This is a genomic window from Alkalibaculum bacchi (assembly GCF_003317055.1).
GTDB lineage: Bacteria > Bacillota > Clostridia > Eubacteriales > Alkalibacteraceae > Alkalibaculum > Alkalibaculum bacchi.
In genome coordinates this window covers 52,190-76,052 of the sequence record NZ_QNRX01000005.1, presented here as the reverse complement: position 1 = coordinate 76,052, position 23,863 = coordinate 52,190, and the positions used below count along the sequence as shown (strand labels likewise).

The window sequence follows — 23,863 nt, the reverse complement described above, 5'->3', positions numbered from 1 at the left end:
TGTCACCTCATTTTAATTATAATAGATTATGACGGTAGAAGTTACGAAAATTTCACGCAAATAATGAGAAAATTTCTATAGTTTAATATGATCGACAAGAGAATAATATGATAAAGTCTTAATCTATAAATTTAGTTTTTTACCCTTTAGAGGTAAATTAAGAGCAATTATGTTATAATACTCTATCATGATCTAACGTCAAGGAGAACAGACATTGAAAGAAGTAAATTTATTAACAGAAGGTAGCATACAAAAGACACTATTAAAATTGGCACTACCCATTATGGGGTCCTCTTTTATTCAAATGACCTATAGTTTAGCTGATATGATTTTTATTGGCAAGCTAGGCAGCAAAGCTGTAGCAGCAGTTGGTACTGCTGGTTTTTTTCCATGGTTGGCTATGGCTTTTATTATGATACCAAAAATTGGTGCAGAAGTAGGCGTGGCTCAGTCTATAGGAGGAAAGAATATAAAATCTGCTCTAGAGTTTATTAGAAGCTGTTTGCAGCTAGTTATTTTTCTGGCTCTTATTTATAGTACAGTTCTCATAGTATTCAAAGATTCACTAATTGATTTCTTCCATTTAGGAGATCCTTCTGTTATTCAAATGGCTAAGGATTACTTGCTCATTGTCTCATATGGGATGATTTTTACATTTTTAAATCCTGTGCTGACCGGAGTTTTAAATGGGCATGGAAACAGTCGAACGCCTTTCTATATTAATGTCATAGGCGTTATTACAAATATTATTCTAGATCCCCTTTTGATTTTAGGAATAGGACCATTTCCTGTTTTAGGAGTAGAAGGTGCAGCAATTGCCACGGTTTTTGCACAAATGATTGTGACTTTTTTCTTGTTTAAGGCAGTTAAAGCTCAATTATCCTATACCTCTAAAGTGGGTTTTTTTCAAGTACCTAATTGGAATATACTAAAAAAAGTATTTACATTGGGTCTACCAGTTGCGTTGCAAAATGGACTTTTTACTTTTATATCTATGATCATTGCAAGACTTATAGCTCAGTGGGGTCCTGTACCTGTAGCAGTACAACAAATAGGATCTCAAATAGAATCCATATCTTGGAATACAGCGAATGGTTTTTCTACAGCTTTAGCGGCCTTTGTAGGTCAAAACTATGGAGCGAAAAAGTGGGATCGAATCAATAAAGGCTATCATATCGCCGTGAGGATTATGACGACTATAGGACTTATTACTACGGTTTTACTGATTTTTGGTGCGAGGCCAATATTTAGCATATTTTTGTCTGAAAAAGAAGCCATCTATTATGGAGTCAAGTATTTGAAAATACTTGGAATTTCTCAATTGTTTATGTGCTTAGAAATTACAACAGCTGGTGCATTTAATGGATTAGGAAAAACAGTACCTCCTTCTGTTGTGAGCATTGTTTTTACAAGTCTTAGAATTCCAGCAGCAGTCCTTCTTTCATCTAATGCGGTACTAGGTGTTACTGGTGTGTGGTGGAGTGTAAGTTTAAGCAGTGTGATTAAGGGAATTGTTTTGGTTGCGTGGTATATTATTTACTTAAACAAGGTTAAGGAAAAGAACCATTTGGCTGTAAAAGAAGAAATCTATGAACACTAAATTTTAGTATTTACATCTTAACTAATAAAAAACCAGTAGAGCTGGTTTTTTATTAGTTATTTGATATTATACGAAATATTGGTTACTACTTAATAATGATTCTAGTGTTAAATAGCTTATGAGGAATCTAGAATACTTGGATTGGAGCTGGTAGTTAGCTTGATACGTGTCTTTGACCACCGAAGCCTAGTCCAAGAGCACTGGTGGCTGATTGCTGGTTGCTGATGGCTACTTTTTGTTGTATAAAATCAAGCAAAACCAGGTGATGATATTATGACCGTTTAAAAAGGACATATTGTAATTTTCGCATATTTCCGTTACGATTATGGTCTGACTTTCAATACAAGGATACATCCTATCTTTGTGTTTACAAGGGCTATCAGGATATGTACATTTTTCACATATGCTACAGGATTCTGCTGTCAAAATTAATATGTTCTCATCCTTAGGAAAGACATCTTTTCTTATTTGGTTTACAATATCAATGTGTTCGCCTCTTGTTGAAAGGCTTTCTTCCATATTGAGTATATCTTTTACTTCTGAAACGGTGCTAAAGATAAAAGCGTCCTTATATGCTAAGCACCTTTCTCTACATTCTTCTAATGTACCCACTGCTGGTGGGCAGGACCAGGACTTTCCATATTGAGGACATTGAACTTCACATATGGTTCTTACATTAGGGTAAAAACTTAATTCATTTGTATCAAAAAATGCGTACTCAAATATAGGATATTCCGTAATTTTCTTTTCAATTTCTTCCTGAGTAATCATAGTATCTGCCTCACTTTTTTATTTAATATTAATAATTATATCACAAACAGGTTGCAGATTGCTGTCAATGAGAGAGGAGTTTAAACTAAATAGATAGAAATTAAAGTCACACTATTGACTATTTTAATCCATTTGGTATAATATAAATAAATTAAAATATGTAAGCAATTTTAGGTGCCTCATATGAGGAGAATAGGGAAACCGGTATTAGTTCGCCCTACGACGAAGGAGTTGTTGGCGAACTTATGTAAGGAAATCATAAATTTAAGATTTGTAGATTTCTACTGCTTAAAGTCCGGTGCGGACCCACCACTGTAATGACGAGCTCACGCTAACCACTGGCTAATGCTGGGAAGGGGCGAAAGGGCGTTTGAGTCAAAGCCAGGAGACCTGCCTAAGATTGAGAAGCCTTTCCTGAAATGGGAAGCGGCGGAGATGACGGCAAAGTCCCGACCACAATAAATAATATTATTGTGGCGGGACTTTTTTTCGTGAAACAGCGAGCCAAGCGAAAGCATAGCTTTCGCAGTAGACATGAGACGGAACAGGCAAACGGCTTGCCGATTTGACTGAGGAGTCTCGTGGATACGAAATGAAAGCTATGCTTTCATTTGGCGAGCGTCGCGACCGAGGAAGATTGATTATTTAGCTTTTGCCACAATCTAATAATAATTCTAATCTGGAGGAGATATAAAAATGAATACAATCAACGAAAAATTTCATAATTTGAAAGATGTGAAAAGTGCAAGTGAAGCAGAACTTGAAAGTGCATTACAAGAGCTTACAAGTAATATTACAGGGTTAGACGAAAAATCTATTGCAGGTATGCAAGCTCGTTTAGATGCTAAGATTAAACCTCTTCGAAGCTTAGGGGTATTAGAAGATATTGCTCAACAAATTGCAGGAGTTCAAGGCACTGCTCAACCTAAGATCACAGGAAAAGCTGTACTTTTAATGGCAGGTGATCATGGCGTTGTAGCTGAAGGAGTAAGCGCTGCACCTCAAGAGGTTACGGCTGAATTGTTTTATGCTTATATGAATAAAAACGGGGGAGTCAATATTATCGCTCGAAGTGGAGGAGGAGACGTTATCGCAACAGATATCGGAATCGCTGGTCCACTAAATCCACCAGAACTCATGGCTAGTCGAGTAAAAAATGGCACGGATAATATGGCTAAAGGACCTGCAATGAGTAGAAAAGAAGCTCTTCAAGCTCTTTTTACAGGTGCAAAAGTTGCTAGAGATGCTATAAATTCTGGCATAAATCTTTTGGCTACAGGGGAAGTTGGAATAGGGAATACAACACCAAGTTCAGCTCTTATTTCCGTATTTACAGGCTGCTCTATTGAAGAAGTAACTGGGCGAGGAACAGGAATAAAAGATGATGCTTTAATACATAAACAAGAAGTAATTAAGAAGGCAATTCAAATCAATAATATCGATATAAAAGACCCTGTTGGCACTCTTGCAAAGATTGGGGGACTTGAAATTGCTGCATTAGTTGGAGCAATATTAGAAGCAGCTTATAAAAAAGTACCAATTATTCTAGACGGTATTATTTCAACAGCTGCAGCATTAACAGCAGCTCAGATTGCACCAGTGGCAACAAAGTACATGATTTCATCCCATAGCTCAGAAGAAAAAGGTTGTCGTATCGGACTACAGCAATTAGGACTAGAACCAAGAATTGCATTTAATATGAGGCTTGGAGAAGGAACAGGAGCGGCTCTTATGTTCCCAACAATAGATACAGCACTAAGAGTGGCCGATGAAATGGCTACTTATGAAGCGGCTGGAGTAACTACAGGAGATTATTAAAAAATGCCTTTGGCGTTTTTTAATTCTCAATTCTAAATTGATCATTGCGCGAAGCGCATACCCGCCCAACTATATAAATTTGTAAGCGAAACAAAATGACTTTTATCATAAACCACTTGACAACACGGACAAATCGTGCTATTCTGTTGCAAACCGTTGAAGCGGAGATAACGGTGATCATGATCCCAAAGAGAGTCCGTGTTGCTGAGAATCGGGCGGAAAACAAGTCATCAAATGGACCGCTGAGGGCGCAGTCAAAGGGTTTCGATCTGAGTATTCTGCGACGTCCGGCACGCGTAAGTGGCCAGGGATATGATGGTATCCTGAAAAGAGTACGGGATTTCCGTAAATCAAGGTGGCACCGCGGATAGCGATTTATTCGTCCTTGACAGAATTAAAATTCTGTCAGGGGCGTTTTTTTTATGTAATAGGAAAGTTGTACTTTTGACCCTAGCTGCTGCTTGAGTCATCCTATGTTAGGGCCAAATCTTTGACCCATAAGACTTGACCCTAACACTGATGACTGAAGACTAGCCGCTGGTAGCTAAGCTATTCTTATTTCCCTGGCAGATAGAAAAGGAGCAAATATTATGCAGGTAAAGCCAAACTTAAATGAACTGAAACAGTTTGCGAAATCCGGGCAGTACAAAACTGCGCCAGTATGTATGGAAATCTTATCGGATTTCGGGACTCCTATTCAGGTGCTGCAGATACTGAAAAACGTATCCACTCACTGCTATCTCCTGGAATCTGTATCTGATCACGAAAACTGGGGCCGGTATACGTTTCTTGGTTATGACCCAAAGCTGGAAATCACTTGTTTAGACGGTCAGTTGCGCATCGGTTCCATGCGATTTGAGACGACCAACCCGGGAACATACATCAAGCAGATCATCGAGGAACACAAAAGCGCACGTCCGGACGGTATGCCTCCGTTCACTGGGGGTCTGGTAGGGTATTTTTCCTACGATTATCTCAAATATGCTGAGCCGTCCCTGCAACTGGACGGCAGAGACACAGAAGGCTTTAATGATATTGACCTAATGCTCTTTGACAAGGTCATCGCCTTTGACAATTACCGACAGAAGATTATGCTGATCGTCAATATTTCTCTTGCCAACTGTGAAACGGAATACAACCGGGCGTTACTGGAGCTGGCACAGATGGCGTCACTTTTGAAAACTGGAACGCCCAGAGAGGAGCCACCCGGGCATCTCAGGTCTCAGTTACAGCCGCTGTTCAGTCAGAAGGAGTATTGCCAGATGGTGGAGCAGGCTAAACACCACATCAGAGAGGGCGACATTTTTCAGATTGTGCTGTCTAATCGACTGGCGGCAGATTATGAAGGCTCTCTTTTGAACACCTATCGAATGCTTCGGACGGTGAATCCGTCGCCGTATATGTTTTACTTTTCTACCTCGGATATGGAGGTGGCGGGTGCGTCGCCGGAAACGCTGGTGAAGCTGGAAAATGGTGTACTGCATACCTTCCCGCTGGCGGGCACACGGCCGAGAGGAACAACGAAGGAGAAGGACGATGCGCTGGCTGAGGAGCTGCTGGCTGACCCCAAAGAACTGGCTGAGCACAATATGCTTGTAGATCTTGGACGAAATGACATCGGCAAGATCAGTCGGTTTGGCAGTGTGGGAGTGGAGAAGTACCATGAAATCGAACGGTATTCTCATGTGATGCATATTGGCTCCATCGTCCGCGGTGAGCTGGCGGAGGGAAAAACGGCGATGGACGCCGTGGATGCGATTTTGCCGGCGGGCACCCTGTCCGGCGCACCTAAGATCAAAGCCTGCCAGCTGATTAATGATCTAGAAAATAACAAGCGGGGTATCTACGGTGGGGCTATCGGCTATCTAGACTTTGCGGGCAATTTGGATACCTGCATCGCTATTCGCATTGTATACAAAAAGAACAACAAGGTATTCATTCAAAGCGGTGCGGGTATCGTGGCAGACTCCGTGCCGGAGACGGAATATCAGGAATGCCTGAATAAAGCCGCTGCCGTGGTCAAAGCGCTCCATGAGGCTGAGGAGGAAAACCTATGATACTGATCATTGACAACTATGACAGCTTCACCTATAACCTGTATCAGCTTGTGGGGACCTTGAATCCGGATACACGGGTCATTCGAAACGATGCGATGTCCGCAGAAGAAATTGCGTCGCTCTCACCCGAGGCAATTATTCTCTCTCCCGGTCCCGGAAGACCAGAGGATGCTGGCATCTGCATGGATGTGGTAAAAGAACTTGGGAGCCGGTTCTCGATTCTTGGCGTGTGTCTAGGGCATCAGGTCATCTGCACTGCCTACGGCGCAATGGTGTCCTACGCAAAAGAGCTAATGCATGGCAAGCAGTCGATCACCACGCTGGATCAGAGCTGTCCTCTGTTTCGAGGCTGCCCAACGGCGATTCCGGTGGCACGCTACCATTCGCTGGCAGTCTTGGAGGAGACCCTGCCGGATTGCCTTCAGGTGATTTCTAGAACGGAGGATGGAGAGGTCATGGCCGTCCGGCACAGCGAAAGCCTGGTGTTTGGTCTGCAGTTTCACCCAGAATCCATCATGACCCCAGATGGAATCCTTATTTTGAAGAATTTTTTAGAATTAGCAAAGGAGATAAAACAATGATCCAAGAAGCTATTGTAAAGATAGTAGATAAACGTGACTTAACCTATGACGAAGCCTACACCGTTATGAATGAGATCATGAGCGGTGAGACGACCGCCATTCAAAATGCCGCGTTTCTGGCGGCGCTTTCCACCAAAAGCACAAAATCTGAAACCATCGATGAGATTTCTGGCTGTGCTGCAGCCATGCGAAGCCACGCTACGAAAGTGGAGCATGATATGCAGGTTATGGAGATCGTTGGTACCGGCGGTGACAACGCGCACAGCTTCAATATTTCTACAACCTCCGCGTTTGTTGCGGTGGCCTGCGGTGTAAAGGTGGCAAAGCACGGCAACCGCGCAGCTTCCTCCCTTTGCGGCACGGCGGATTGTTTGGAAGCGCTGGGCGTCAATATCAGTCTATCCCCGGAGCAGTGCGTCAAGCTACTGGAGCAGGTGAATATCTGTTTCTTCTTTGCTCAGAAGTATCATACCTCTATGAAATATGTGGGGGCTATCCGCAAAGAGCTTGGCATACGCACGGTATTCAATATTCTGGGGCCACTGACCAATCCCGCTCGACCACAGATGCAGCTGTTGGGTGTGTACGATGAATTGCTGGTGGAGCCGTTGGCACGTGTTCTTACAAGTCTTGGCGTCCGCCGAGGTATGGTGGTCTATGGCCAGGATAAGCTGGATGAGGTCTCGCTTTCCGCACCGACTACGGTATGTGAGTTCTCCGATGGCGTTTACAAATCCTATGTTATGACCCCAGAGGAGTTCGGGCTTACCCGCTGCACAAAGGATGCGCTGGCAGGTGGCACGCCACAGGAAAATGCGGCCATAACCCGTGCCATCCTTTCAGGCTCAGAGCGCGGTCCAAAGCGCAGCATCGTCCTTCTAAATGCGGGCGCAGCACTGTATATTGCCGAAAAAACGGCAACATTCGCGGACGGAGTACAGATGGCGGCTGAGACCATAGATTCTGGGATGGCGGCGAAAAAGCTGGAAGATTTTGTCGCCGCGTCCAATAGGTTTCGCGAATGAGCACGATTTTAAACCAGCTGGCGCAGTACGCCAGAGTTCGTGTAGCGGCGGATATGGAGGAAAACTCACTGGATGTTCTGCGACAGCTCTGCACAGGTGGTGCAGCGCCCGTCCGGGAGCCCTTCCAGTTTGAAAAGACGCTTCGAAAGCCAGGTGTGTCCTTCATCTGCGAGGTAAAAAAGGCATCTCCCTCTAAGGGCGTAATCGCAGAACAGTTTCCGTATGTACAGATTGCTCAGGAATATGAACAGGCAGGTGCTGACTGCATCTCTTGTCTGACCGAGCCCAAATGGTTTCTGGGCAGCGATGAGATCTTTCAAGAAATACGTGCAAATGTGGATACGCCTATGCTTCGCAAGGATTTTATGGTGGACGAATACCAGATCTATCAGGCAAAGCTCATGGGTGCGGACGCGGTACTGCTGATTTGTGCGATTCTCAATCTGGAACAGCTCAAAAAGTATTTAAAGCTGTGCGATAACCTCTGTCTGTCAGCGATGGTGGAAGTTCATAATGAGCAGGAGCTACAGATGGCTGCAGTGGTCGGTGCGCGCATCATTGGCGTCAATAATCGCAATCTCAGGGACTTTTCCGTGGATACCGGCAACAGCAGACATCTGCGGGCGCTGGCTCCCGCAGACGCTCTGTTCGTGGCAGAAAGCGGCATCCAAACAGTTCAGGATGTTCACCAACTGCGACAGATTGGTGTGGATGCGGTTTTGGTGGGTGAGAGCCTGATGCGTGCAGCGCACAAATCAAAAATGTTGCACAAGCTGAGAGGCGACCGATGACAAGGCTTAAGATTTGCGGCCTTCGCAGATTGGAAGATATCACATATGCCAATGAGCTAAAACCGGACTTAATCGGCTTTGTGTTTGCAGCAAAAAGCAAGCGGCTTGTATCATTCCGGCAGGCGGCTGAGCTGAGAAAGGCGCTTTCCGCAGAAATTCAGGCAGTGGGCGTATTTGTGAACGAGCAGGCGGAAACCGTCGCCAAGCTTCTAAATAGTGGTGTGATTGATCTGGCGCAGCTACATGGCCGCGAGAACAGAAATTACATTCGCCGACTGCGGCAGCTAACAGACAAACCGATTATTCAGGCGTTCAGAATTGCCTCTCAGGAAGATACGGAAAAAGCCAGGGACTCTATTGCCGACTATGTGCTTTTGGACAATGGCATGGGCGGAACCGGTGAACAGTTCGACTGGTCGCTGGTTACAGGTTTTGATCGACCCTATTTTCTGGCTGGAGGTCTGTCCCCAGATAACGTGGCGGTAGCCATTGACAGGTGTCAGCCCTTTGCTGTAGATGCCAGCTCTGGGCTGGAAACCAACGGAAACAAGGACTATGACAAGATGAAGCGGTTTGTTGATACCGTTCGTTTGACGCGTTGATGCGGGAGCTGAAGGTTCATGTCCTGCTGAAGGAGAAAGTCATGTAAACCAAAAAGGAGGCATTATGGAACATACAAAAGGGAGATTTGGCGTTCACGGGGGGCAGTACATTCCCGAAACATTGATGAACGCTATACTGGAGCTGGAAACAGCCTATCAAAAATACAAGGATGACCCGGAATTCGACCGGGAACTGACCTATATGCTCAACGAGTACGCTGGACGGCCCAGCCGCTTGTACTATGCCGAGCGCATGACAAAGGATCTGGGTGGCGCGAAGATCTATCTCAAACGGGAGGACTTGAACCATACCGGCTCTCACAAAATCAACAATGTCATCGGTCAAATATTGCTGGCAAAGCGTATGGGAAAGACTCGCGTCATCGCGGAGACCGGCGCGGGTCAGCATGGCGTGGCAACCGCCACAGTAGCCGCCATGATGGGCATGGAATGCGAGATTTACATGGGACGCATCGACTGCGAGCGGCAGAGGCTAAATGTCTACCGCATGCGGCTTCTGGGTGCGAAAGTGCATCCGGTAGATTCTGGAACGGCGACGCTGAAGGACGCCGTGTCCGAGACCTTCCGGGAGTGGACGACACGGATTGACGACACACATTATGTACTCGGCTCAGTCATGGGACCGTATCCGTTCCCAACAATTGTCCGGGATTTTCAGGCGGTCATCAGCCGTGAAATCAAGCAGCAGTTACATGAGAAGGAGGGACAGCTTCCTGATGCGGTCATCGCCTGTGTCGGTGGTGGCTCCAACGCCATCGGTGCGTTCTGCCATTTTATTGATGACAAATCAGTCCGGCTTATCGGCTGTGAGGCCGCTGGACGGGGCATCGATGCAAAGGATACCGCCGCCACAATCAACACCGGCAGACTTGGCATCTTCCACGGCATGAAATCTTATTTCTGCCAGGATGAGTATGGACAGATCGCCCCCGTATACTCTATTTCAGCAGGTCTAGACTATCCTGGCATCGGTCCGGAACACGCATATCTCCACGACATCGGCCGGGCTGAGTATATTGCTGTAACGGATGGTGAGGCGATCGAGGCCTTTGAGTATCTCTCATGTATGGAGGGCATCATCTCAGCCATCGAATCCGCACACGCTGTGGCCCACGCTATAAGGCTGGCGCCATCTATGGACAAAGATCAAATCATCGTTATCAACATTTCCGGCCGCGGCGATAAGGACTGTGCCGCCATTGCCCGATACAGAGGGGAGGATCTTTATGAGTAATATTTCAAAAGCATTTTCACACGGCAAGGCGTTTATTCCATTTATCACTTGCGGTGATCCATCGCTGGAGGTAACCAAACTACTGGTCTCCGCCATGGAGCAGGCGGGAGCCGACCTCATTGAGCTGGGCATTCCATTTTCTGATCCCACTGCAGAAGGACCTGTCATTCAGGAGGCCAACAACCGCGCCCTTGCTGGCGGCGTGACAACTGAAAAGATCTTTACCATGGTGCGGGAGCTACGTGAAACCGTGACGCTCCCCATGGTGTTCATGACCTATGCCAACGTGGTGTTCTCTTACGGCGCGGAGCGCTTCATCTCCACTTGCAAAGACATCGGCATTGACGGCCTCATTCTTCCCGACATTCCCTTGGAGGAAAAAGAAGAGTTTGACAGTATCTGCAGACAATACGGGCTAGATCTGGTGTCGATGATTGCGCCCACCTCCTATGACCGCATCCAGATGATCGCAAAAGAAGCCAGTGGCTTTCTATACTGTGTATCTTCTTTGGGCGTTACCGGCACCCGATCGAAAATTACCACCGACATCAATGGGATGATTGCACTTGCAAAAGAAGTGACGGATATTCCCTGTGCCGTGGGTTTCGGCATCTCCACGCCGGAACAGGCGGCCTACATGGCGCAAAAGGCCGATGGTGTGATCGTTGGCTCTGCCATTGTGAAGCTTTGCGCCAAATATGGCGAGGACTGTGTGCCGTATGTGAAAGACTATGTCAGCGCAATGAAAAGAGCTGTTTGCGAGATAACTTGAACATAACTGGCTTGTTTTATGAAAGCTATTTATACATTGTCAGATGGCGCATTTGGTTTTTTGTTTAATTATAGCAAAAAGCCACTACTGCAGATCGTAGTGGCTTTGCGGGAAAACACTCTTGATAAATCTCATATCAGAAAGCAATGCTCAAGAAATACGCTGATGACAACAAGGGTTTTGATTTAGAATTATATGGCAGTTTATTGAGAAAGTCGTTGTCTACAAGGCAGAAAAGGTCGATGGTCATAGGCAACATCATAATGAAGTGATTTTTAACTGTATCGGAGTAGTGGAACTTCCGAAAATTCAAGAGAAAAAGGCATAACCGATATTTATACCGACTATGCCAAATTTCTAGGGTAGTAAATCCCTTAGGCGCCACCTTTAAGGGGAGCTCTTTTCTAGTTACGAGAAAATCTCATTTCTATCCAATCTAAACCAATCCAATCGTTTTCTGCGCCTGTAGAAGTATTTCGAATCTCAATTGTATTTACTCTTCTTAGATTTCTTACATTAAATCTCATAATTTGCCAATTGTCAAATACTGTTCCAAAAGGTCTACCGTGTTGTAATGGAAGAGCGCCTCTATGAACTACTCGGCCATTAATCGTTATGGTAGCAGAGTATTGACGGATAGGAGTCGGAGGTTGTTTGTCGTCAAGGACACCTGAAATTAATACTTCGGCTCTCAATAAGCCTGGTACAAAGAAGAAGGCTGGAACTTCAAACGTCCAAGTACCTTGGTTTCCTGTATAGAGAATATCCGCATTTCTACTTGGATTTCCATAGTTAGGAAATCCGCTTAGCTCTTTAAATAGAGTAAGGTCTGTCTCTGTTGGATTATTTGACAAAATTGGTTGCATTTGATTTATATAAGGATTTTGCACATAATTCATTGAATCATTTATAGGGGAATTGAAAGAATAATAATCCATGTTTTTCCTCCAGTTTTTATTTATATTGTTCACTATATTATACTCATTATTAAGCCTATTGTTACGATTCCGTTTTAACTTATATAGTAATTTGGTATATATAAATTGTATTTAGCAGATATTAAAATAATAAAAAGAGGACAGGTGTAGTAATGAAAAAAAGAATTTGTATTATCCATACTGGTGGAACTATTGGTATGATTAAGACTGCTCATGGTTATGCACCAAAAAAGGGTTTTATGAAACAAGCTTTATCTGCCATTCAAGAATTAAACTCAGAAGAAATGCCTTCTTATGATTATATTGAATACGACCCACTATTGGACTCCTCTGATGTTTCCGTAAAGGAATGGGTAAAAATCGCTAAGGATATTGAAGAAAGATACCATATGTACGATGGATTTGTTATCTTGCACGGCACAGATACCATGGCTTATACGGCATCAGCCCTCTCCTTTATGTTAGATGGTTTGTCTAAACCTGTTATCTTGACAGGATCTCAAATTCCTTTATCCGAAATACGAAACGATGGACGAGATAATATTATTACAGCCCTTCTCATTGCAGCCAATTACAATATCCCTGAAGTGTGCCTTTATTTTGGAAGTAAACTTATGAGAGGAAATCGAGCAACAAAAATAAGTTCAGATCATTTGATCGCATTTGATTCACCAAATTATCCGTTTTTAGCTGAAGTAGGCGTAAATATTGAAGTAAAGAATAAGCTTATTCGTCCTACAAAGGGTGACTTTAAAGTTCGAATCTTTGATAAACGTCAAATAGCTGTCCTTAAAATATTTCCTGGGATTCAATGGGAGGTATTTGAAAGCCTTATGACTTCTCATTTAAAGGGATTTGTTATCGAAGCTTTGGGTGCAGGGAATCTGCCAAAGGCAGATCATATCTTACAAGGCTTACTTAAGAGGGCTAAAGAAAACGATACAATTATTGTCGTTTGTACACAGTGTTTAAAAGGTTCTGCTGTAATCGGCCAATATGAAGCATCTTCTACTTTATCACAAGCTGGCGCAGTCAGTGGGTACGATATGACCGTTGAGGCTGCAGTTACAAAATTAGATTATCTCCTTAGTTTATATGATGACGTAGAGACCGTGAAAAGGCTTATGGAAACAAATTTGAGAGGGGAGTTGACAAAATAGTCATTTCGTAGGAAGATAGTATAGCGAGAATTTTTAGGAAAGAGGAATCACAAATGAATAAGAAACACCTTAATTTAATATTTCCACATTGGCAAGGGGGAGGGCCAGATATCTCCACTTATTATGGTACTTTAGAGCTGCGAGGGCTATATTTTGATGAAATAGCTTATGAAGAGGTAGCAGTCAGTACGGAAGATATTAGCCCAGTACAAGATGATATACTAGGTTATACAGAAATCTATAATCAATTAAATAAGGCGAAGGCATTAATCGAAGATCATCAACCTGAAACCATATTTACAATAGGTGGAAGCTGTGACGCAGATGTTACGTCTATTTCTTATCTGAATCGTACATACAATAAGGATATGACAATACTCTATATCGATGCTCATGGAGATTTAAATACGCCGGAATCTTCCCACACAAAATATTTTTACGGAATGCCTCTTAGAGCTTTAATAGGGGAAAGTGAAGAGAAAATTGTTAATTTATTTCCATCAAAAGTAGAGATCTCTCAAATCATCATGCTAGGAACAAGAGATTTGGATGAACCTGAAAAACAGTATGTAAAGGAAGAAAGTATCCCTGTCGTATCTGTTGAAACCATAGAAAACAATATGGACGCTGTCTTAGAGCAAATTCGCCAAAAGGGAAGAAAGAGAATTTATGTTCATATTGATTTAGATGTATTAGAAAAAGAGGAGTTTGCACATGTACCTTTGCCTGTAGAAAAAGGTCTTAGAATTCAAACTCTTTTAAAACTTCTAGAAAATCTTAAAACAGAATTCGATATTGTAGGAGTTGGGCTTTTTGAATGCCAACCAATGGGAAATAAAAAAAGGGAGCCTTTAAACACCATAATGGATTTGGGTTTAAACTTATAGATTACCCTAAAATAAAGAAACCACCTTCTAGAAGGTGGTTTCTTGGTAAAAAGCTTTAGTACTATATTTAGAACATTTCTTTACTCATTTTGTCGATTGCTTTGTCTGTTTCCTCATATACGCCTGGGAATGAACTAAAGTTTAAACCTTGGCTTAGAGAAGGGATAAAATGAAGTTTACCACATCTTTCGCAAGAGATTCTTACATGTTTTTCAACGTTTTCTGGTGTCCAGCCAGGGAAGTCTACAACGCCACTATCAATATCACCCATAAAGGTAATCCTATCACCATACTTTTTAATCAGTTCAGGGATATTATTTGTGCTCATTGCACCTTGCCAAATATCAATACCCATTTCGATCATAAAAGGTACTAAGTTCGCAGAGTAAGCATCATTGTGATGTACAATAAGTTCTACGCCATTTTCTTTATAGAAACCATAGATCTTCTTGTATGCAGGTACGATAAATTCTTCGAACATTGCTGGTGAAAGGAAAGAAGAAATTTGGCTACCCCAGTCATCATGATGAAATATTGCATCCGGATGAATATGGTCAATGATTTCTTTTGCCCAACGAATTTCGTAATCCGTTACGTAATCGATTAACTCATGCATAGCTTCTGGCTCTTCGTAATAGTTCATTAAAGCATTTTCCATACGCATTAAGTGATGAGTCATTTCAAATACACCTGGTGCAACAAAAGCAGCAACGTATTTTTCATTTCGGTCTACTTTATTAGCTCGTTCGATTGCTGGAGCCCACTCTTCATCAGAAAATTCTACTCTAGGAGCTTTTACATAATCTTTCCATTTTGTAATGTCTTTTATAACGATGTTTTCATCGTCGTGAACAGGGAAGCCACCTATTTGTCCTTCTGGCCATCTATTGAGTACACCCCAAGCAGTACGCCATTCTTGACCAGGTCCGCCCATAGGTGCGTCAGTAGGTAATTCTAAAATGATATCCAAAAATTCATATTGTTTTACGAAGCGGTCAGGATTTCCACCTTTCATAACTTCTTGCAAATTTTGTTTTATTGTTAACATATGTATAGACCTCCTTTATTTAAAAGTGAATTATGCTTTTACCAGTTCCTTTGCTTTTACAACAGCGCTACCTGCATCTGGAGCATAGCCATCTGCACCGATTTCTTCTGCAAATTCTGGAGTTACAGGAGCTCCACCAACGATTACTTTAAAACCTTCTAAACCACTAGCTTTGATTGTTTGTACAGCTTCTTTTAATGCTGGCATTGTAGTTGTAAGTAAGCCTGAGCAAGCTACTAGAGTTACATTGTTATTTTCTTTAATAGCATCTACGAATTTTTGAGCAGGTACGTCAACACCGATGTCAACCAAATTAAATCCAGCACTTTCAATCATCATAGATACTAAGTTTTTACCGATATCATGTAGGTCGCCTTCTACTGTTCCAATAATGCACGTTCCTAAAGAATTTGAACTGTCACCAGCCATAAGAGGTTTTAATACATCAACACCTTTTGACATTGCTTTAGCTGCGATTAACATTTCTGGTACAAATAATTCTCCACTTGAGAATTTGTCTCCTACAACACCCATAGAGTCAACCATAGCTTGAAGAATATCGTTTGGTGAATTACCTTCATCTAAAGCTTCTTGAACTAAACCTGCTACTAATTTTGTTTTACCTGCTTCTACCTTAGCTTTTACTTCTTCAATTTTTGACATGTTACTTCCTCCTTATATACGTGTAATTTTTATTCCTATATTCTTTTACTATAGTAAATATAGGTTCATTGCCTAAAATTTTATGTTAACTTAATCTTACATGATTATAAAACAAAAGTCAATTATAATTTGTAAAAATATATAATCATTATTATATTTATATCTTTTAATAATTATTATCAAAATAGTGTATGGTCTTCTCTTTTTATGATAAGCTAATAGGAATAAGGCCTTAGAAATTTATGGAATAGGAGTGATGGCTATGTACAATATTAGAAATCTAACTTTAGAAGAGTACTTAGAGAAGATAGCTGAACCAAGTTTTCCAGGTCCGGCAAGTGGTAGTGTTTGTGCTACTGCTGCAGCTATGGCTTCAGCTGTAGTTGAAATGTCATGTAAAGCAAGTATAAAGAAGGATCCTCAGAACCAATTGCTTATAGATGTCACTGAAAAGATGAAAAGGTTAAAAGCACATTGTTTACGTCTAGCTGATGATGATATGAAGGCTTTTGGTGAAGTCATAAAAGGCACAAAAAAGAAAAAGGAGTTTCCAAATCAATATGAAGATCTTTTACAAAAAGCTACAGACCCCTTAGTGGCAATACTAGAAGGTTGTGAACAAATTTTAGTAGAGATTCAAAAGATTCACAAAGAGAGCTATGCAAAGGTTCTAGGCGATTTAGCTGGAGCTGTATATTTATCGGAAGGTGCTGCTATAGCTGTTAAAAAAGCTATAGAAGTGAACTTGACTTATCTTTCTGATATGGCTTATACAGAAAGAGTGAAAGAAACTGTAGAAACACTTTATGAAAATTGTAGCAAAATAAAGAACAGCGTGATAAATGGGATGTTTAAATAAAAAGCTAAAATGATAAAGAATCTTTGTTAAAGAGGATTTTTGTTTTGTTTGTAGAATAAAATACTTATATAAGATAGTAAGGGAGTGTTTGATGTGAACATTAGATTGCAAATTTTACATGATTTAGATTTGAAGTTTCCAATTACCTCCAAAAGATACGGAAATCTGCATAAAGTAGAAATAAATGAATTATATGAAATACTGCAACAAATGAAAGAAGAAGGCTTAATACATTTTTTTGGCCAAGAAAACGAGTCTTTAACAGAAATGAATTTAGAAAAAATAGTCATTAGTAGGGAGGGAAAAGAGCTTTTATATAGTAACTATAGTAATGCCTAAAATATTATTATATGTAAGAGGTCATAATAGCTTCTATTTAATGAAGGTTATTATGACCTCTTATTTTTGTAAGATTCATTATTCGTTATATCAAAATAAATCTTATCATAAATGATATAATATCATAAATACAAAACACAAAGAAATCTGTTGCAACCTAAAAGACTTTACATAAAACATAAATCTTGCAACTTAAATTTAGAACGAATATAGGTGATTTCTCTGTATTGAATAGATGTGATATAATTAAAAAAAGATATTTCAAGGAGGAATTAGGTGGAGTTTTCAAATAGCTTTAAAGGTTATAATGATTATGAATTATATTATTCAGAGTGGTTGGTAAAAAAACCTGCCTATACAGTAATTCTTTTTCACGGTATGGCAGAATATGCAGGTAGATATGAGCAATTTGCTCAGTTTTTAAATAAAAATGATTGTGATGTTTACGCTTTAGACTTTCGAGGACATGGTAAAAATATTCGATTTAATGTAAAAGGTCATTTTGCAGATGAAGATGGATGGCAAGTTGTAGTTGAGGATATGCAGTTATTTATTGAACATGTAAAGAAATCTTGCCAATCGAATTCTATTGTATTACTAGGTCATAGCATGGGATCCTTATTTTTACGGTCTTATTTAATAAAATACAATAAAAAAAATGCTAAAAAAGCCCTCCTTTTAGGAACTCCTTATGCTCCTGCTAATGGGGTATTAAAAATTGGAAAGTTATTCACATCGATGCTTGCGGCTAATGACCCCAAAAAACCATCTCCTTTTTTGGATAAAGTAGTATTTGGAAACTTTGCTAAAAAAATGCAAGATCCAGAAACGGCTTTTGATTGGCTAACAAGAAATAAAGAAGTAGTTCGATACTACATAAAAGATCCTTTATGTGGTTTTGTTTGCTCAATTTCCTTCTATAGAGATTTGTTTACAGGTCTAGAATATTGTAATGAGCCAAGTAATTTGAAAAAGATTCAAAAAGATACAAAGGTCCTTATTCTATCAGGTAGTGATGATCCCGTTGGTCATTTTGGTAAGGGGCCAACAGAATTATATGAACAATTGTCAAAGGTCTTACAGGAGGATTATGTAAAATTAAAAATTTATGAAGGATATCGCCACGAAATCCTAAATGAAATAGATTCTAGTCGAGTATTCAATGATATATTCGCTTTTATAAAAGAGTAAAGAGGATATTCTGAATAATTAAGCAAGAAGACCTAAAAAGAATACCCTAATGCTAGAGACTAATGGCTAATGGCTAGTGACTAGCGATTAAAGTCGTGGGAGGAAATATGTTTTTATATTTTGTGTTTTTTATTTTGTTTCTATTTGTAATTTTGTATTTGTTAGCAATCAAGCCTGAAAAAAGTGGGCGAGTAGATTTTAAACCTTTTGAAGGTTATTATTACGCCCATAGGGGTTTACATAAAAGGAAGGTCCATCCGCCGGAAAATTCTATTCTGGCTTTTCGCCAGGCAGTAGAGAAAAACTATGGAATCGAATTAGATGTACAATTGTCTAAAGATAATATACCTGTGGTTTTTCATGATTATTCTTTGAAAAGAATGTGCGGTGTAGACAAAAAGGTCAATGAACTTACATATAGTGAACTTAAAGCATTGAGATTATATCGTTCTAATCAAAAAATACCCCTTTTTGAAGATGTGCTCCGTATAGTAGAAGGAAAAGTTCCGATAATTGTCGAATTAAAGGTGGAAGATAAAGATACTACTCTCTGCGATGTTATTGTGCCAATACTAGATCGATACGAAGGGGATTTTTGTATAGAGTCCTTTAATCCATTAGTACTTTTGTGGTTTAAAGAACACCGTCCTAAAGTGATTAGAGGGCAGCTTGCTTCTAATTTTTTAAAAGAGGAACAGTATAGGGGTAAACTACTATACTTTGCTCTAGAAAACCTACTCCTAAATTTTTTGACAAAACCACATTTTATCGCTTTTAATTACAAGTATGTTAAAATGTTTTCATTTTCTTTATGCAAAAAGCTTTATAAAGTACCAACATTTGCATGGACTATACAATCGAAAGAAGCTCTAGAAGAAGCACGAAAAGATTTTGATTACTTTATATTTGAACGTTTTGAGCCAGGTGAGAAAGTGTCTTCGGCACTTTAAGGTTGGACTGAAAAAACAAAGGTGGAAAGCGGAAAGTTGAAAGTGGAAGAAGAACCTAATTCGTTTAAAGACGAGTTCCATTGGGCTTGTTGTGGTTACATTTCTAACAGAAAAGTAGACGATTAAGAGTAAAAGTTAAAAAATAAAGTGAAATTTTTTAGTAGAAAGGGGATGACATCTTGTCATCCCTTCTTTTAATCAAACTTTTAATTCGACTTTGTGTTGAGTCATTAATTCTGTTACTCTGTTCATGTAGGCAGTTTGTTGTTTTTGCCCTAATACAATTTGTTCGATTTCTTTTTTTGCTTCATCTAGAGATTTTGTTCCTGCTGGTTTTGAATCGGTCACTTTAATAATATGATAGCCAAATTGTGTTTTTACAGATTCGCTTATTTTGTTTAATTCCAATGTAAAGGCAGCATCTTCAAATTCTTTTACCATTTGACCTTTTGTAAAGAAGCCTAAATCTCCACCTCTTTCTTTTGAAGGACAAGTAGAGTATTTTGTAGCAGCTTCCTCAAAAGAAAGTCCAGCTTCTAATTCCTTTATAATATCTGCAGCTTCTTCTTCCGTTTTCACAAGGATATGGCTAGCTTTCACGCGCTGAGGACTAGAGAATTGATCTTTATTTTCTTCATAGTATGCAGCAATCTCTTCTGAAGAAACAGGTATATTGTTAAGGAGCTCACTTAATGCAAATTGCTTAAGAAGATTATCGTGTAATCTATCTGCTTCTATCTTAAATCTTTTATCTTTATCTAGACCTTGTTTAATGGCATCTAGATAAAATAATTCTTGATTAATAAGTTCTGCAATTAATTGTTTTTGACCTGCTTCTGATTGAAACTGTGGTAATATTTGTGGGTCCATACTGTTCATAAGAAAGCTAAGGTCTCTTTGAGTGACTTCTCTACTTCCTACAGTAGCTAATACTTTGTTTTCCATTTCATTTCTCCTTTGTTTTCAATATCATGAGGAATTAGTAAATTGATTTCCCGTAGTCTCATACTTAATTCATGATATCAGAAATTTAGGCTACTGTCTATAAAAAGAGCGCCGTTAGGCGCTCTAGTCATCAGCAATCAGCCACCAGTCATCAGTATATTGCATTCCTTTTGGGTCATTTAGCTATGACATGTAGCACTTGTGTATAAATTTACCTATTGCTTTATATAGATACAAAGTAGGACTTTTCATTAAAAAGAGTCCTAACTAGTTGTGCATTTTTCTGATGCCTGACTTGTTAACGATTTTAGCTACATCTTCCCATTTATTTAAAGAATAGATGTGTAAGCCATCGATACCAGCGTTCATGTATTTGTAGATTTGTTTGACGGTGTATTCAATTCCTGCTTTTTTAAAGTCTTCTGGATTTTCGCCGTATCTTCCAATGACTTCTGCTAAATCTCTTGGAATGCCGCTACCATTTGAAACTGCCATACGAATAGTTGGATCTTTTGCAAGTACTGGCATAACACCCACATCTATAGGTAATGTAATACCAGATTCAATCAATCTATCACGCCACCATTGAAACTGGTCTACATCGTGGCATAACTGAGTCATAATATAATCTCCACCACAATCTTGTTTTACTCTCAGGTGAGAAATATCTTCGTCAAAACTATGGCATTCAACGTGTTTTTCAGGATCCCCAGCAATAGCAATTGTAAATTGTGGAAAATGAACTTTAATAAATTCCACTAATTCATTTGCATAATTAAAATCTCCTCTTGTACCTTCCCAGCCCTTAGGATAATCGCCACGAAGAGCTAAAATATGATCTACGCCTATATCTAAATAGTTTTGCAATTCTCTTTTTATCTTCTCTTTAGAGTTGCCGATACAAGTAAAGTGAGTTACAGGAATGGTTTTGCCACTATCCTTAATTGCTTTACATATTTCCACATTTCTCCCTGCATTTGTTCCACCTGCTCCATATGTGCAGGAAACGAAATCAGGTTTAAATTTATATAGATGATCTAATGTGTCAAGCAATGGTTCTACAGGTTTATCCTGTTTTGGTGGAAAGACTTCAAAGGAGAAAGACATTCTTTCTTTCATGATTTGTGCTACGTTCAATAAATAACCTCCTTTAGTTAACGATATAAAACAGGTGGTAAGGGTTTTAGCATTCTACTTTCAGCTAAAACAAAAAAGCAACCATACTTCTATAAGTATAATTGCCTTTTGATTATAATTTATTCTAATAACTGAATGCCTGACTACAACTTGCGTATGACTCCAGTGACTTTTCCAAGAATAGCCACTTCTTCTCGATAAATTGGCTCCATGGCTGAATTTTCAGGTTGAAGTCTAATCTTGTTCTTTTCTTTGTAAAAACGTTTTACAGTAGCTTCGTCATCATCTACTAGTGCTACTATAATGTCTCCATTTATTGCAGTGTTTTGTTTTTCAACAACTACATAATCGCCATCTAAAATACCTGCTTCAATCATACTTGTTCCTTTTATATGAAGCATAAAGCACTCTTTATTATTGACGAAACTGACAGGCAAGGGAAAGGTATCTTCTATATTTTCTACAGCTAATATAGGTTGCCCCGCTGTTACTTGGCCCACAATAGGAATCTCTATTAATTCTTTAATTTTGCTATATCTTTCATCTCGGTTTATGATTTCAATAGCTCTTGGCTTCGTAGGATCTCTTTTAATGTATCCTTTTTCTTCTAGTTTCGATAGATGACCATGAACTGTAGAAGTTGATTTTAGATTTACACCTGTACAGATCTCACGGACAGAAGGTGGATATCCTCTATTATATAGTTCTTGCTTGATGTAGTTATAGATTTCTTGTTGTTTTTTACTTAGTTCAGTAGGCAAATAACACACCTCCACATTTTTTCTCATTATAACATAAAAAAAAGCTGAGTACAAACAAATGTTCGAAAAACGGTTGACAGAGAACGTTTGTTCTTGTACAATAAAACAAAGAACAAGTGTTCGACATGTAGGAGGTTATTTAAATGAATTTCAATGGTAAAATAATTCGCATAGTCAATAAAAGAAGATTTACATTGGCGTTGTTTTTGCTCTTTGTATCATTTTTATGTGCGTTTATGCTTATGTTTAACGCAGTTTCTGGAGAGGAAAAAATCATATATAAGGACTATGTTGTAGTAAAGGGAGATACTGTTTGGAAGATTGCAGATATCAATACAGGTAACGATAGGGATGTTAGAGAAATAGTCTATGAGATTGTAAAGGTAAATAATATTAAGAATCAAACCATATATCCTGGGCAAACAATTCAAGTTCCAACTCAAGAATAAAGAGTTTATATATCTAATATTAATTTAGAAAATTCAAACTCATATATAGTGGCATAATTAAAAACAAGGTGGCTCCACCTTGTTTTCTTATGTAATAGGATAGTCCTACTATTGACATTGGCTCCTGCTCAGTCATCCTGAGCATAAACGAAGGATCTTGACCCAAACGGAATACCCTAATGCTAGTGACTAAAGACTAATGCGCCACAGGCGCTTTCTTGCATACACTAATGAAGTTCAAATTTCTGATTTGCCCCTCTTAACCATAGCGTACTGATGACTTTTATTTTGTTCTCTTTAGCTTCACTATTTTCCAATTGTATATTTTTCCATCGTCTTTATTTACAATATAAATTCCTATACAGACAAAGAAAAGGGCAAGGATATTTTTTGTATTTAAAAAACGTTCACCTAAGAATAGGGAAGAAAGTATTGCGCCAAATATTGGAATTAAAAAATTATAAAAGGAAATTTCTCCAACTTTATTGTATTTTAGTAGATAAGTCCATAATGAAAATGCTGCTGCAGATAAAAAACCCATGTATATTAATAAGCTTGTTGATTTTAGGGTAAAACCTGTAAGGCTGCCACCTGTTAGATACCCAAGAACTACTAAAAGGATTCCGCCAAAAAGCAGTTGAAATCCTGTAAGGATAAGGATATCTATTGAACGACTCAAGAATTTACTGTAAATATTCGCTGAAGAGCTGATTAAAGCGGCTATTATAATAAAACCATCTCCAAAGAAGTTAAACGCAAAGCGAAAGTCACTTGAAAAGTTTACAATAACAATTCCTATAAAACCTAAAAAGCAGCCGAGAGTTTTTCTCATGTTCAAGTAATCATCTTTGTAGATAAAATGGGCGAGGATTACAGAATAGAAGGTACCTGTTCCATTTAATATAGCACCATTTACTCCAGTAGTATGGCTTAGACCAATATAAAAGAAAATATATTGTGCTGTTGTCAAGAAAAGACCTAGAATCAAAATTTTTGAAAAATCAGTTTTATATGGAAGTTTTAATGCCTTTTCTTTTATAGTAGAGATCAATAATACCATAATCCCAGAAAGGGAGAAACGATACCCAGCAAAGATTAGTTTTGTAGGAATATCGTTAGAGGAAATATGGAATATTTCGTATCCGATTTTGATAGAAGGATAGGCGCTGCCCCAGAAGAAAGCGCAAAGTGCGGCAATTAAGACGATATTTCGTCTTGTTGTAAAAAATGTTTCTGTGTTCATAATACGACCTCTTGTTTTATG

At 39.5% G+C, this 23,863-nt stretch carries 25 protein-coding genes and 1 riboswitch; of the genes, 17 read left to right on the top strand and 8 right to left on the bottom strand.

All coding sequences use genetic code 11. The features are described from left to right. Positions 1 to 214 precede the first annotated feature (214 nt). The gene (locus tag DES36_RS05000) at positions 215 to 1,600 is read left to right on the top strand and encodes an MATE family efflux transporter (protein ID WP_242981701.1); all 1,386 of its coding nucleotides are present in this window, start codon (positions 215 to 217) and stop codon (positions 1,598 to 1,600) included. 228 nt (positions 1,601 to 1,828) lie between these two features. Here the strand turns inward: DES36_RS05000 and DES36_RS04995 are convergent, their stop codons facing one another. Further along, positions 1,829 to 2,371 carry a DUF2284 domain-containing protein gene (locus DES36_RS04995; RefSeq protein WP_113920125.1) on the bottom strand — a complete coding sequence of 181 codons (543 nt, stop codon included), beginning with the start codon at positions 2,369 to 2,371 and terminating at the stop codon, positions 1,829 to 1,831. Between the two features lie 155 nt (positions 2,372 to 2,526). Next, positions 2,527 to 2,783: riboswitch (cobalamin riboswitch) on the top strand. Between the two features lie 284 nt (positions 2,784 to 3,067). On the opposite strand from DES36_RS04995, the gene cobT reads away from it, so the two are divergent. The 9 genes from cobT (at position 3,068) to DES36_RS15270 (ending at position 11,600) form a co-directional block, all read left to right on the top strand. After that, positions 3,068 to 4,189 (top strand): nicotinate-nucleotide--dimethylbenzimidazole phosphoribosyltransferase, encoded by a 1,122-nt coding sequence (gene cobT / locus DES36_RS04990; protein ID WP_113920124.1) that lies wholly within the window; start codon positions 3,068 to 3,070, stop codon positions 4,187 to 4,189. 590 nt (positions 4,190 to 4,779) lie between these two features. Continuing rightward, entirely contained in the window at positions 4,780 to 6,246 is a 1,467-nt protein-coding gene (gene trpE / locus DES36_RS04980; protein ID WP_113920122.1) for an anthranilate synthase component I, read from the top strand. Next, positions 6,243 to 6,827, top strand: a complete 585-nt coding sequence (locus DES36_RS04975) for an anthranilate synthase component II (protein WP_113920121.1) — start codon at positions 6,243 to 6,245, stop codon at positions 6,825 to 6,827. The genes trpE and DES36_RS04975 overlap by 4 nt, the downstream gene beginning before the upstream one ends. After that, a complete protein-coding gene (gene trpD / locus DES36_RS04970; RefSeq protein ID WP_113920120.1) occupies positions 6,824 to 7,852 on the top strand; it encodes an anthranilate phosphoribosyltransferase in 1,029 nt (342 codons plus the stop codon). The genes DES36_RS04975 and trpD overlap by 4 nt, the downstream gene beginning before the upstream one ends. Then, a complete protein-coding gene (gene trpC, locus DES36_RS04965) occupies positions 7,849 to 8,643 on the top strand; it encodes an indole-3-glycerol phosphate synthase TrpC (protein ID WP_113920119.1) in 795 nt (264 codons plus the stop codon). The genes trpD and trpC overlap by 4 nt, the downstream gene beginning before the upstream one ends. Further along, positions 8,640 to 9,245, top strand: coding sequence for a phosphoribosylanthranilate isomerase (locus DES36_RS04960; RefSeq protein ID WP_113920118.1), 606 nt, complete (start codon positions 8,640 to 8,642; stop codon positions 9,243 to 9,245). The genes trpC and DES36_RS04960 overlap by 4 nt, the downstream gene beginning before the upstream one ends. A 64-nt stretch (positions 9,246 to 9,309) precedes the next feature. Further along, on the top strand, positions 9,310 to 10,500 hold the full coding sequence (gene trpB / locus DES36_RS04955) for a tryptophan synthase subunit beta (RefSeq protein ID WP_113920117.1): 1,191 nt from the start codon (positions 9,310 to 9,312) through the stop codon (positions 10,498 to 10,500). Further along, positions 10,493 to 11,272, top strand: coding sequence for a tryptophan synthase subunit alpha (gene trpA / locus DES36_RS04950; protein WP_187387057.1), 780 nt, complete (start codon positions 10,493 to 10,495; stop codon positions 11,270 to 11,272). Before trpB ends, trpA begins: the two co-directional genes overlap by 8 nt. A 190-nt stretch (positions 11,273 to 11,462) precedes the next feature. After that, positions 11,463 to 11,600 (top strand): DUF4368 domain-containing protein, encoded by a 138-nt coding sequence (locus DES36_RS15270; RefSeq protein WP_113920223.1) that lies wholly within the window; start codon positions 11,463 to 11,465, stop codon positions 11,598 to 11,600. Positions 11,601 to 11,676: 76 nt separating this feature from the next. On the opposite strand, the gene DES36_RS04940 is transcribed toward DES36_RS15270, so the two are convergent. After that, entirely contained in the window at positions 11,677 to 12,210 is a 534-nt protein-coding gene (locus DES36_RS04940; protein WP_113920116.1) for a hypothetical protein, read from the bottom strand. 152 nt (positions 12,211 to 12,362) lie between these two features. On the opposite strand from DES36_RS04940, the gene ansA reads away from it, so the two are divergent. Continuing rightward, positions 12,363 to 13,370 carry an asparaginase gene (gene ansA, locus DES36_RS04935; protein ID WP_113920115.1) on the top strand — a complete coding sequence of 336 codons (1,008 nt, stop codon included), beginning with the start codon at positions 12,363 to 12,365 and terminating at the stop codon, positions 13,368 to 13,370. A gap of 53 nt (positions 13,371 to 13,423) precedes the next feature. Next, entirely contained in the window at positions 13,424 to 14,257 is an 834-nt protein-coding gene (locus DES36_RS04930) for an arginase family protein (protein WP_113920114.1), read from the top strand. Between the two features lie 67 nt (positions 14,258 to 14,324). Here the strand turns inward: DES36_RS04930 and DES36_RS04925 are convergent, their stop codons facing one another. Both DES36_RS04925 and DES36_RS04920 read right to left on the bottom strand, forming a co-directional pair. Next, entirely contained in the window at positions 14,325 to 15,305 is a 981-nt protein-coding gene (locus DES36_RS04925; protein ID WP_113920113.1) for a uroporphyrinogen decarboxylase family protein, read from the bottom strand. Positions 15,306 to 15,335: 30 nt separating this feature from the next. Beyond that, the gene (locus tag DES36_RS04920; protein ID WP_113920112.1) at positions 15,336 to 15,968 is read right to left on the bottom strand and encodes a corrinoid protein; all 633 of its coding nucleotides are present in this window, start codon (positions 15,966 to 15,968) and stop codon (positions 15,336 to 15,338) included. Between the two features lie 262 nt (positions 15,969 to 16,230). On the opposite strand from DES36_RS04920, the gene DES36_RS04915 reads away from it, so the two are divergent. The 4 genes from DES36_RS04915 to DES36_RS04900 all read left to right on the top strand — a co-directional run bounded on the left by DES36_RS04915 (position 16,231) and on the right by DES36_RS04900 (position 19,307). Then, the gene (locus DES36_RS04915; RefSeq protein WP_170128181.1) at positions 16,231 to 16,827 is read left to right on the top strand and encodes a cyclodeaminase/cyclohydrolase family protein; all 597 of its coding nucleotides are present in this window, start codon (positions 16,231 to 16,233) and stop codon (positions 16,825 to 16,827) included. A 93-nt stretch (positions 16,828 to 16,920) separates the two neighbouring features. After that, a complete protein-coding gene (locus DES36_RS04910) occupies positions 16,921 to 17,166 on the top strand; it encodes a hypothetical protein (RefSeq protein WP_113920110.1) in 246 nt (81 codons plus the stop codon). Between the two features lie 276 nt (positions 17,167 to 17,442). After that, positions 17,443 to 18,357, top strand: a complete 915-nt coding sequence (locus DES36_RS04905) for an alpha/beta fold hydrolase (protein WP_113920109.1) — start codon at positions 17,443 to 17,445, stop codon at positions 18,355 to 18,357. A 107-nt stretch (positions 18,358 to 18,464) separates the two neighbouring features. After that, complete coding sequence (locus tag DES36_RS04900; RefSeq protein WP_113920108.1) at positions 18,465 to 19,307, top strand: glycerophosphodiester phosphodiesterase family protein; 843 nt, start codon at positions 18,465 to 18,467, stop codon at positions 19,305 to 19,307. Between the two features lie 198 nt (positions 19,308 to 19,505). On the opposite strand, the gene DES36_RS04895 is transcribed toward DES36_RS04900, so the two are convergent. The 3 genes from DES36_RS04895 to lexA form a co-directional block, all read right to left on the bottom strand. After that, positions 19,506 to 20,252, bottom strand: coding sequence for a peptidylprolyl isomerase (locus tag DES36_RS04895; protein ID WP_113920107.1), 747 nt, complete (start codon positions 20,250 to 20,252; stop codon positions 19,506 to 19,508). A 267-nt stretch (positions 20,253 to 20,519) separates the two neighbouring features. Next, positions 20,520 to 21,389 (bottom strand): methylenetetrahydrofolate reductase, encoded by an 870-nt coding sequence (locus DES36_RS04890; protein WP_113920106.1) that lies wholly within the window; start codon positions 21,387 to 21,389, stop codon positions 20,520 to 20,522. A gap of 143 nt (positions 21,390 to 21,532) precedes the next feature. Beyond that, positions 21,533 to 22,150, bottom strand: coding sequence for a transcriptional repressor LexA (gene lexA / locus DES36_RS04885; protein ID WP_113920105.1), 618 nt, complete (start codon positions 22,148 to 22,150; stop codon positions 21,533 to 21,535). Positions 22,151 to 22,293: 143 nt separating this feature from the next. On the opposite strand from lexA, the gene DES36_RS04880 reads away from it, so the two are divergent. Next, entirely contained in the window at positions 22,294 to 22,599 is a 306-nt protein-coding gene (locus DES36_RS04880; protein ID WP_113920104.1) for a LysM peptidoglycan-binding domain-containing protein, read from the top strand. A gap of 283 nt (positions 22,600 to 22,882) precedes the next feature. On the opposite strand, the gene DES36_RS04875 is transcribed toward DES36_RS04880, so the two are convergent. Continuing rightward, positions 22,883 to 23,842: a DMT family transporter gene (locus tag DES36_RS04875; RefSeq protein ID WP_113920103.1), complete on the bottom strand. Its 960-nt coding sequence runs from the start codon at positions 23,840 to 23,842 to the stop codon at positions 22,883 to 22,885. Positions 23,843 to 23,863: the final 21 nt, after the last annotated feature.

Excerpts from the sequence above, each read along its gene's own strand:
- DES36_RS04995 (WP_113920125.1), bottom strand. The coding sequence starts at position 2,371 with ATGATTACTCAGGAAGAAATTGAAAAGAAAATTACGGAATATCCTATA.
- cobT (WP_113920124.1), top strand. The coding sequence starts at position 3,068 with ATGAATACAATCAACGAAAAATTTCATAATTTGAAAGATGTGAAAAGT.
- trpE (WP_113920122.1), top strand. The coding sequence starts at position 4,780 with ATGCAGGTAAAGCCAAACTTAAATGAACTGAAACAGTTTGCGAAATCC.
- DES36_RS04975 (WP_113920121.1), top strand. The coding sequence starts at position 6,243 with ATGATACTGATCATTGACAACTATGACAGCTTCACCTATAACCTGTAT.
- trpD (WP_113920120.1), top strand. The coding sequence starts at position 6,824 with ATGATCCAAGAAGCTATTGTAAAGATAGTAGATAAACGTGACTTAACC.
- trpC (WP_113920119.1), top strand. The coding sequence starts at position 7,849 with ATGAGCACGATTTTAAACCAGCTGGCGCAGTACGCCAGAGTTCGTGTA.
- DES36_RS04960 (WP_113920118.1), top strand. The coding sequence starts at position 8,640 with ATGACAAGGCTTAAGATTTGCGGCCTTCGCAGATTGGAAGATATCACA.
- trpB (WP_113920117.1), top strand. The coding sequence starts at position 9,310 with ATGGAACATACAAAAGGGAGATTTGGCGTTCACGGGGGGCAGTACATT.
- trpA (WP_187387057.1), top strand. The coding sequence starts at position 10,493 with ATGAGTAATATTTCAAAAGCATTTTCACACGGCAAGGCGTTTATTCCA.
- DES36_RS04940 (WP_113920116.1), bottom strand. The coding sequence starts at position 12,210 with ATGGATTATTATTCTTTCAATTCCCCTATAAATGATTCAATGAATTAT.
- ansA (WP_113920115.1), top strand. The coding sequence starts at position 12,363 with ATGAAAAAAAGAATTTGTATTATCCATACTGGTGGAACTATTGGTATG.
- DES36_RS04930 (WP_113920114.1), top strand. The coding sequence starts at position 13,424 with ATGAATAAGAAACACCTTAATTTAATATTTCCACATTGGCAAGGGGGA.
- DES36_RS04925 (WP_113920113.1), bottom strand. The coding sequence starts at position 15,305 with ATGTTAACAATAAAACAAAATTTGCAAGAAGTTATGAAAGGTGGAAAT.
- DES36_RS04920 (WP_113920112.1), bottom strand. The coding sequence starts at position 15,968 with ATGTCAAAAATTGAAGAAGTAAAAGCTAAGGTAGAAGCAGGTAAAACA.
- DES36_RS04915 (WP_170128181.1), top strand. The coding sequence starts at position 16,231 with ATGTACAATATTAGAAATCTAACTTTAGAAGAGTACTTAGAGAAGATA.
- DES36_RS04900 (WP_113920108.1), top strand. The coding sequence starts at position 18,465 with ATGTTTTTATATTTTGTGTTTTTTATTTTGTTTCTATTTGTAATTTTG.
- DES36_RS04895 (WP_113920107.1), bottom strand. The coding sequence starts at position 20,252 with ATGGAAAACAAAGTATTAGCTACTGTAGGAAGTAGAGAAGTCACTCAA.
- DES36_RS04880 (WP_113920104.1), top strand. The coding sequence starts at position 22,294 with ATGAATTTCAATGGTAAAATAATTCGCATAGTCAATAAAAGAAGATTT.
- DES36_RS04875 (WP_113920103.1), bottom strand. The coding sequence starts at position 23,842 with ATGAACACAGAAACATTTTTTACAACAAGACGAAATATCGTCTTAATT.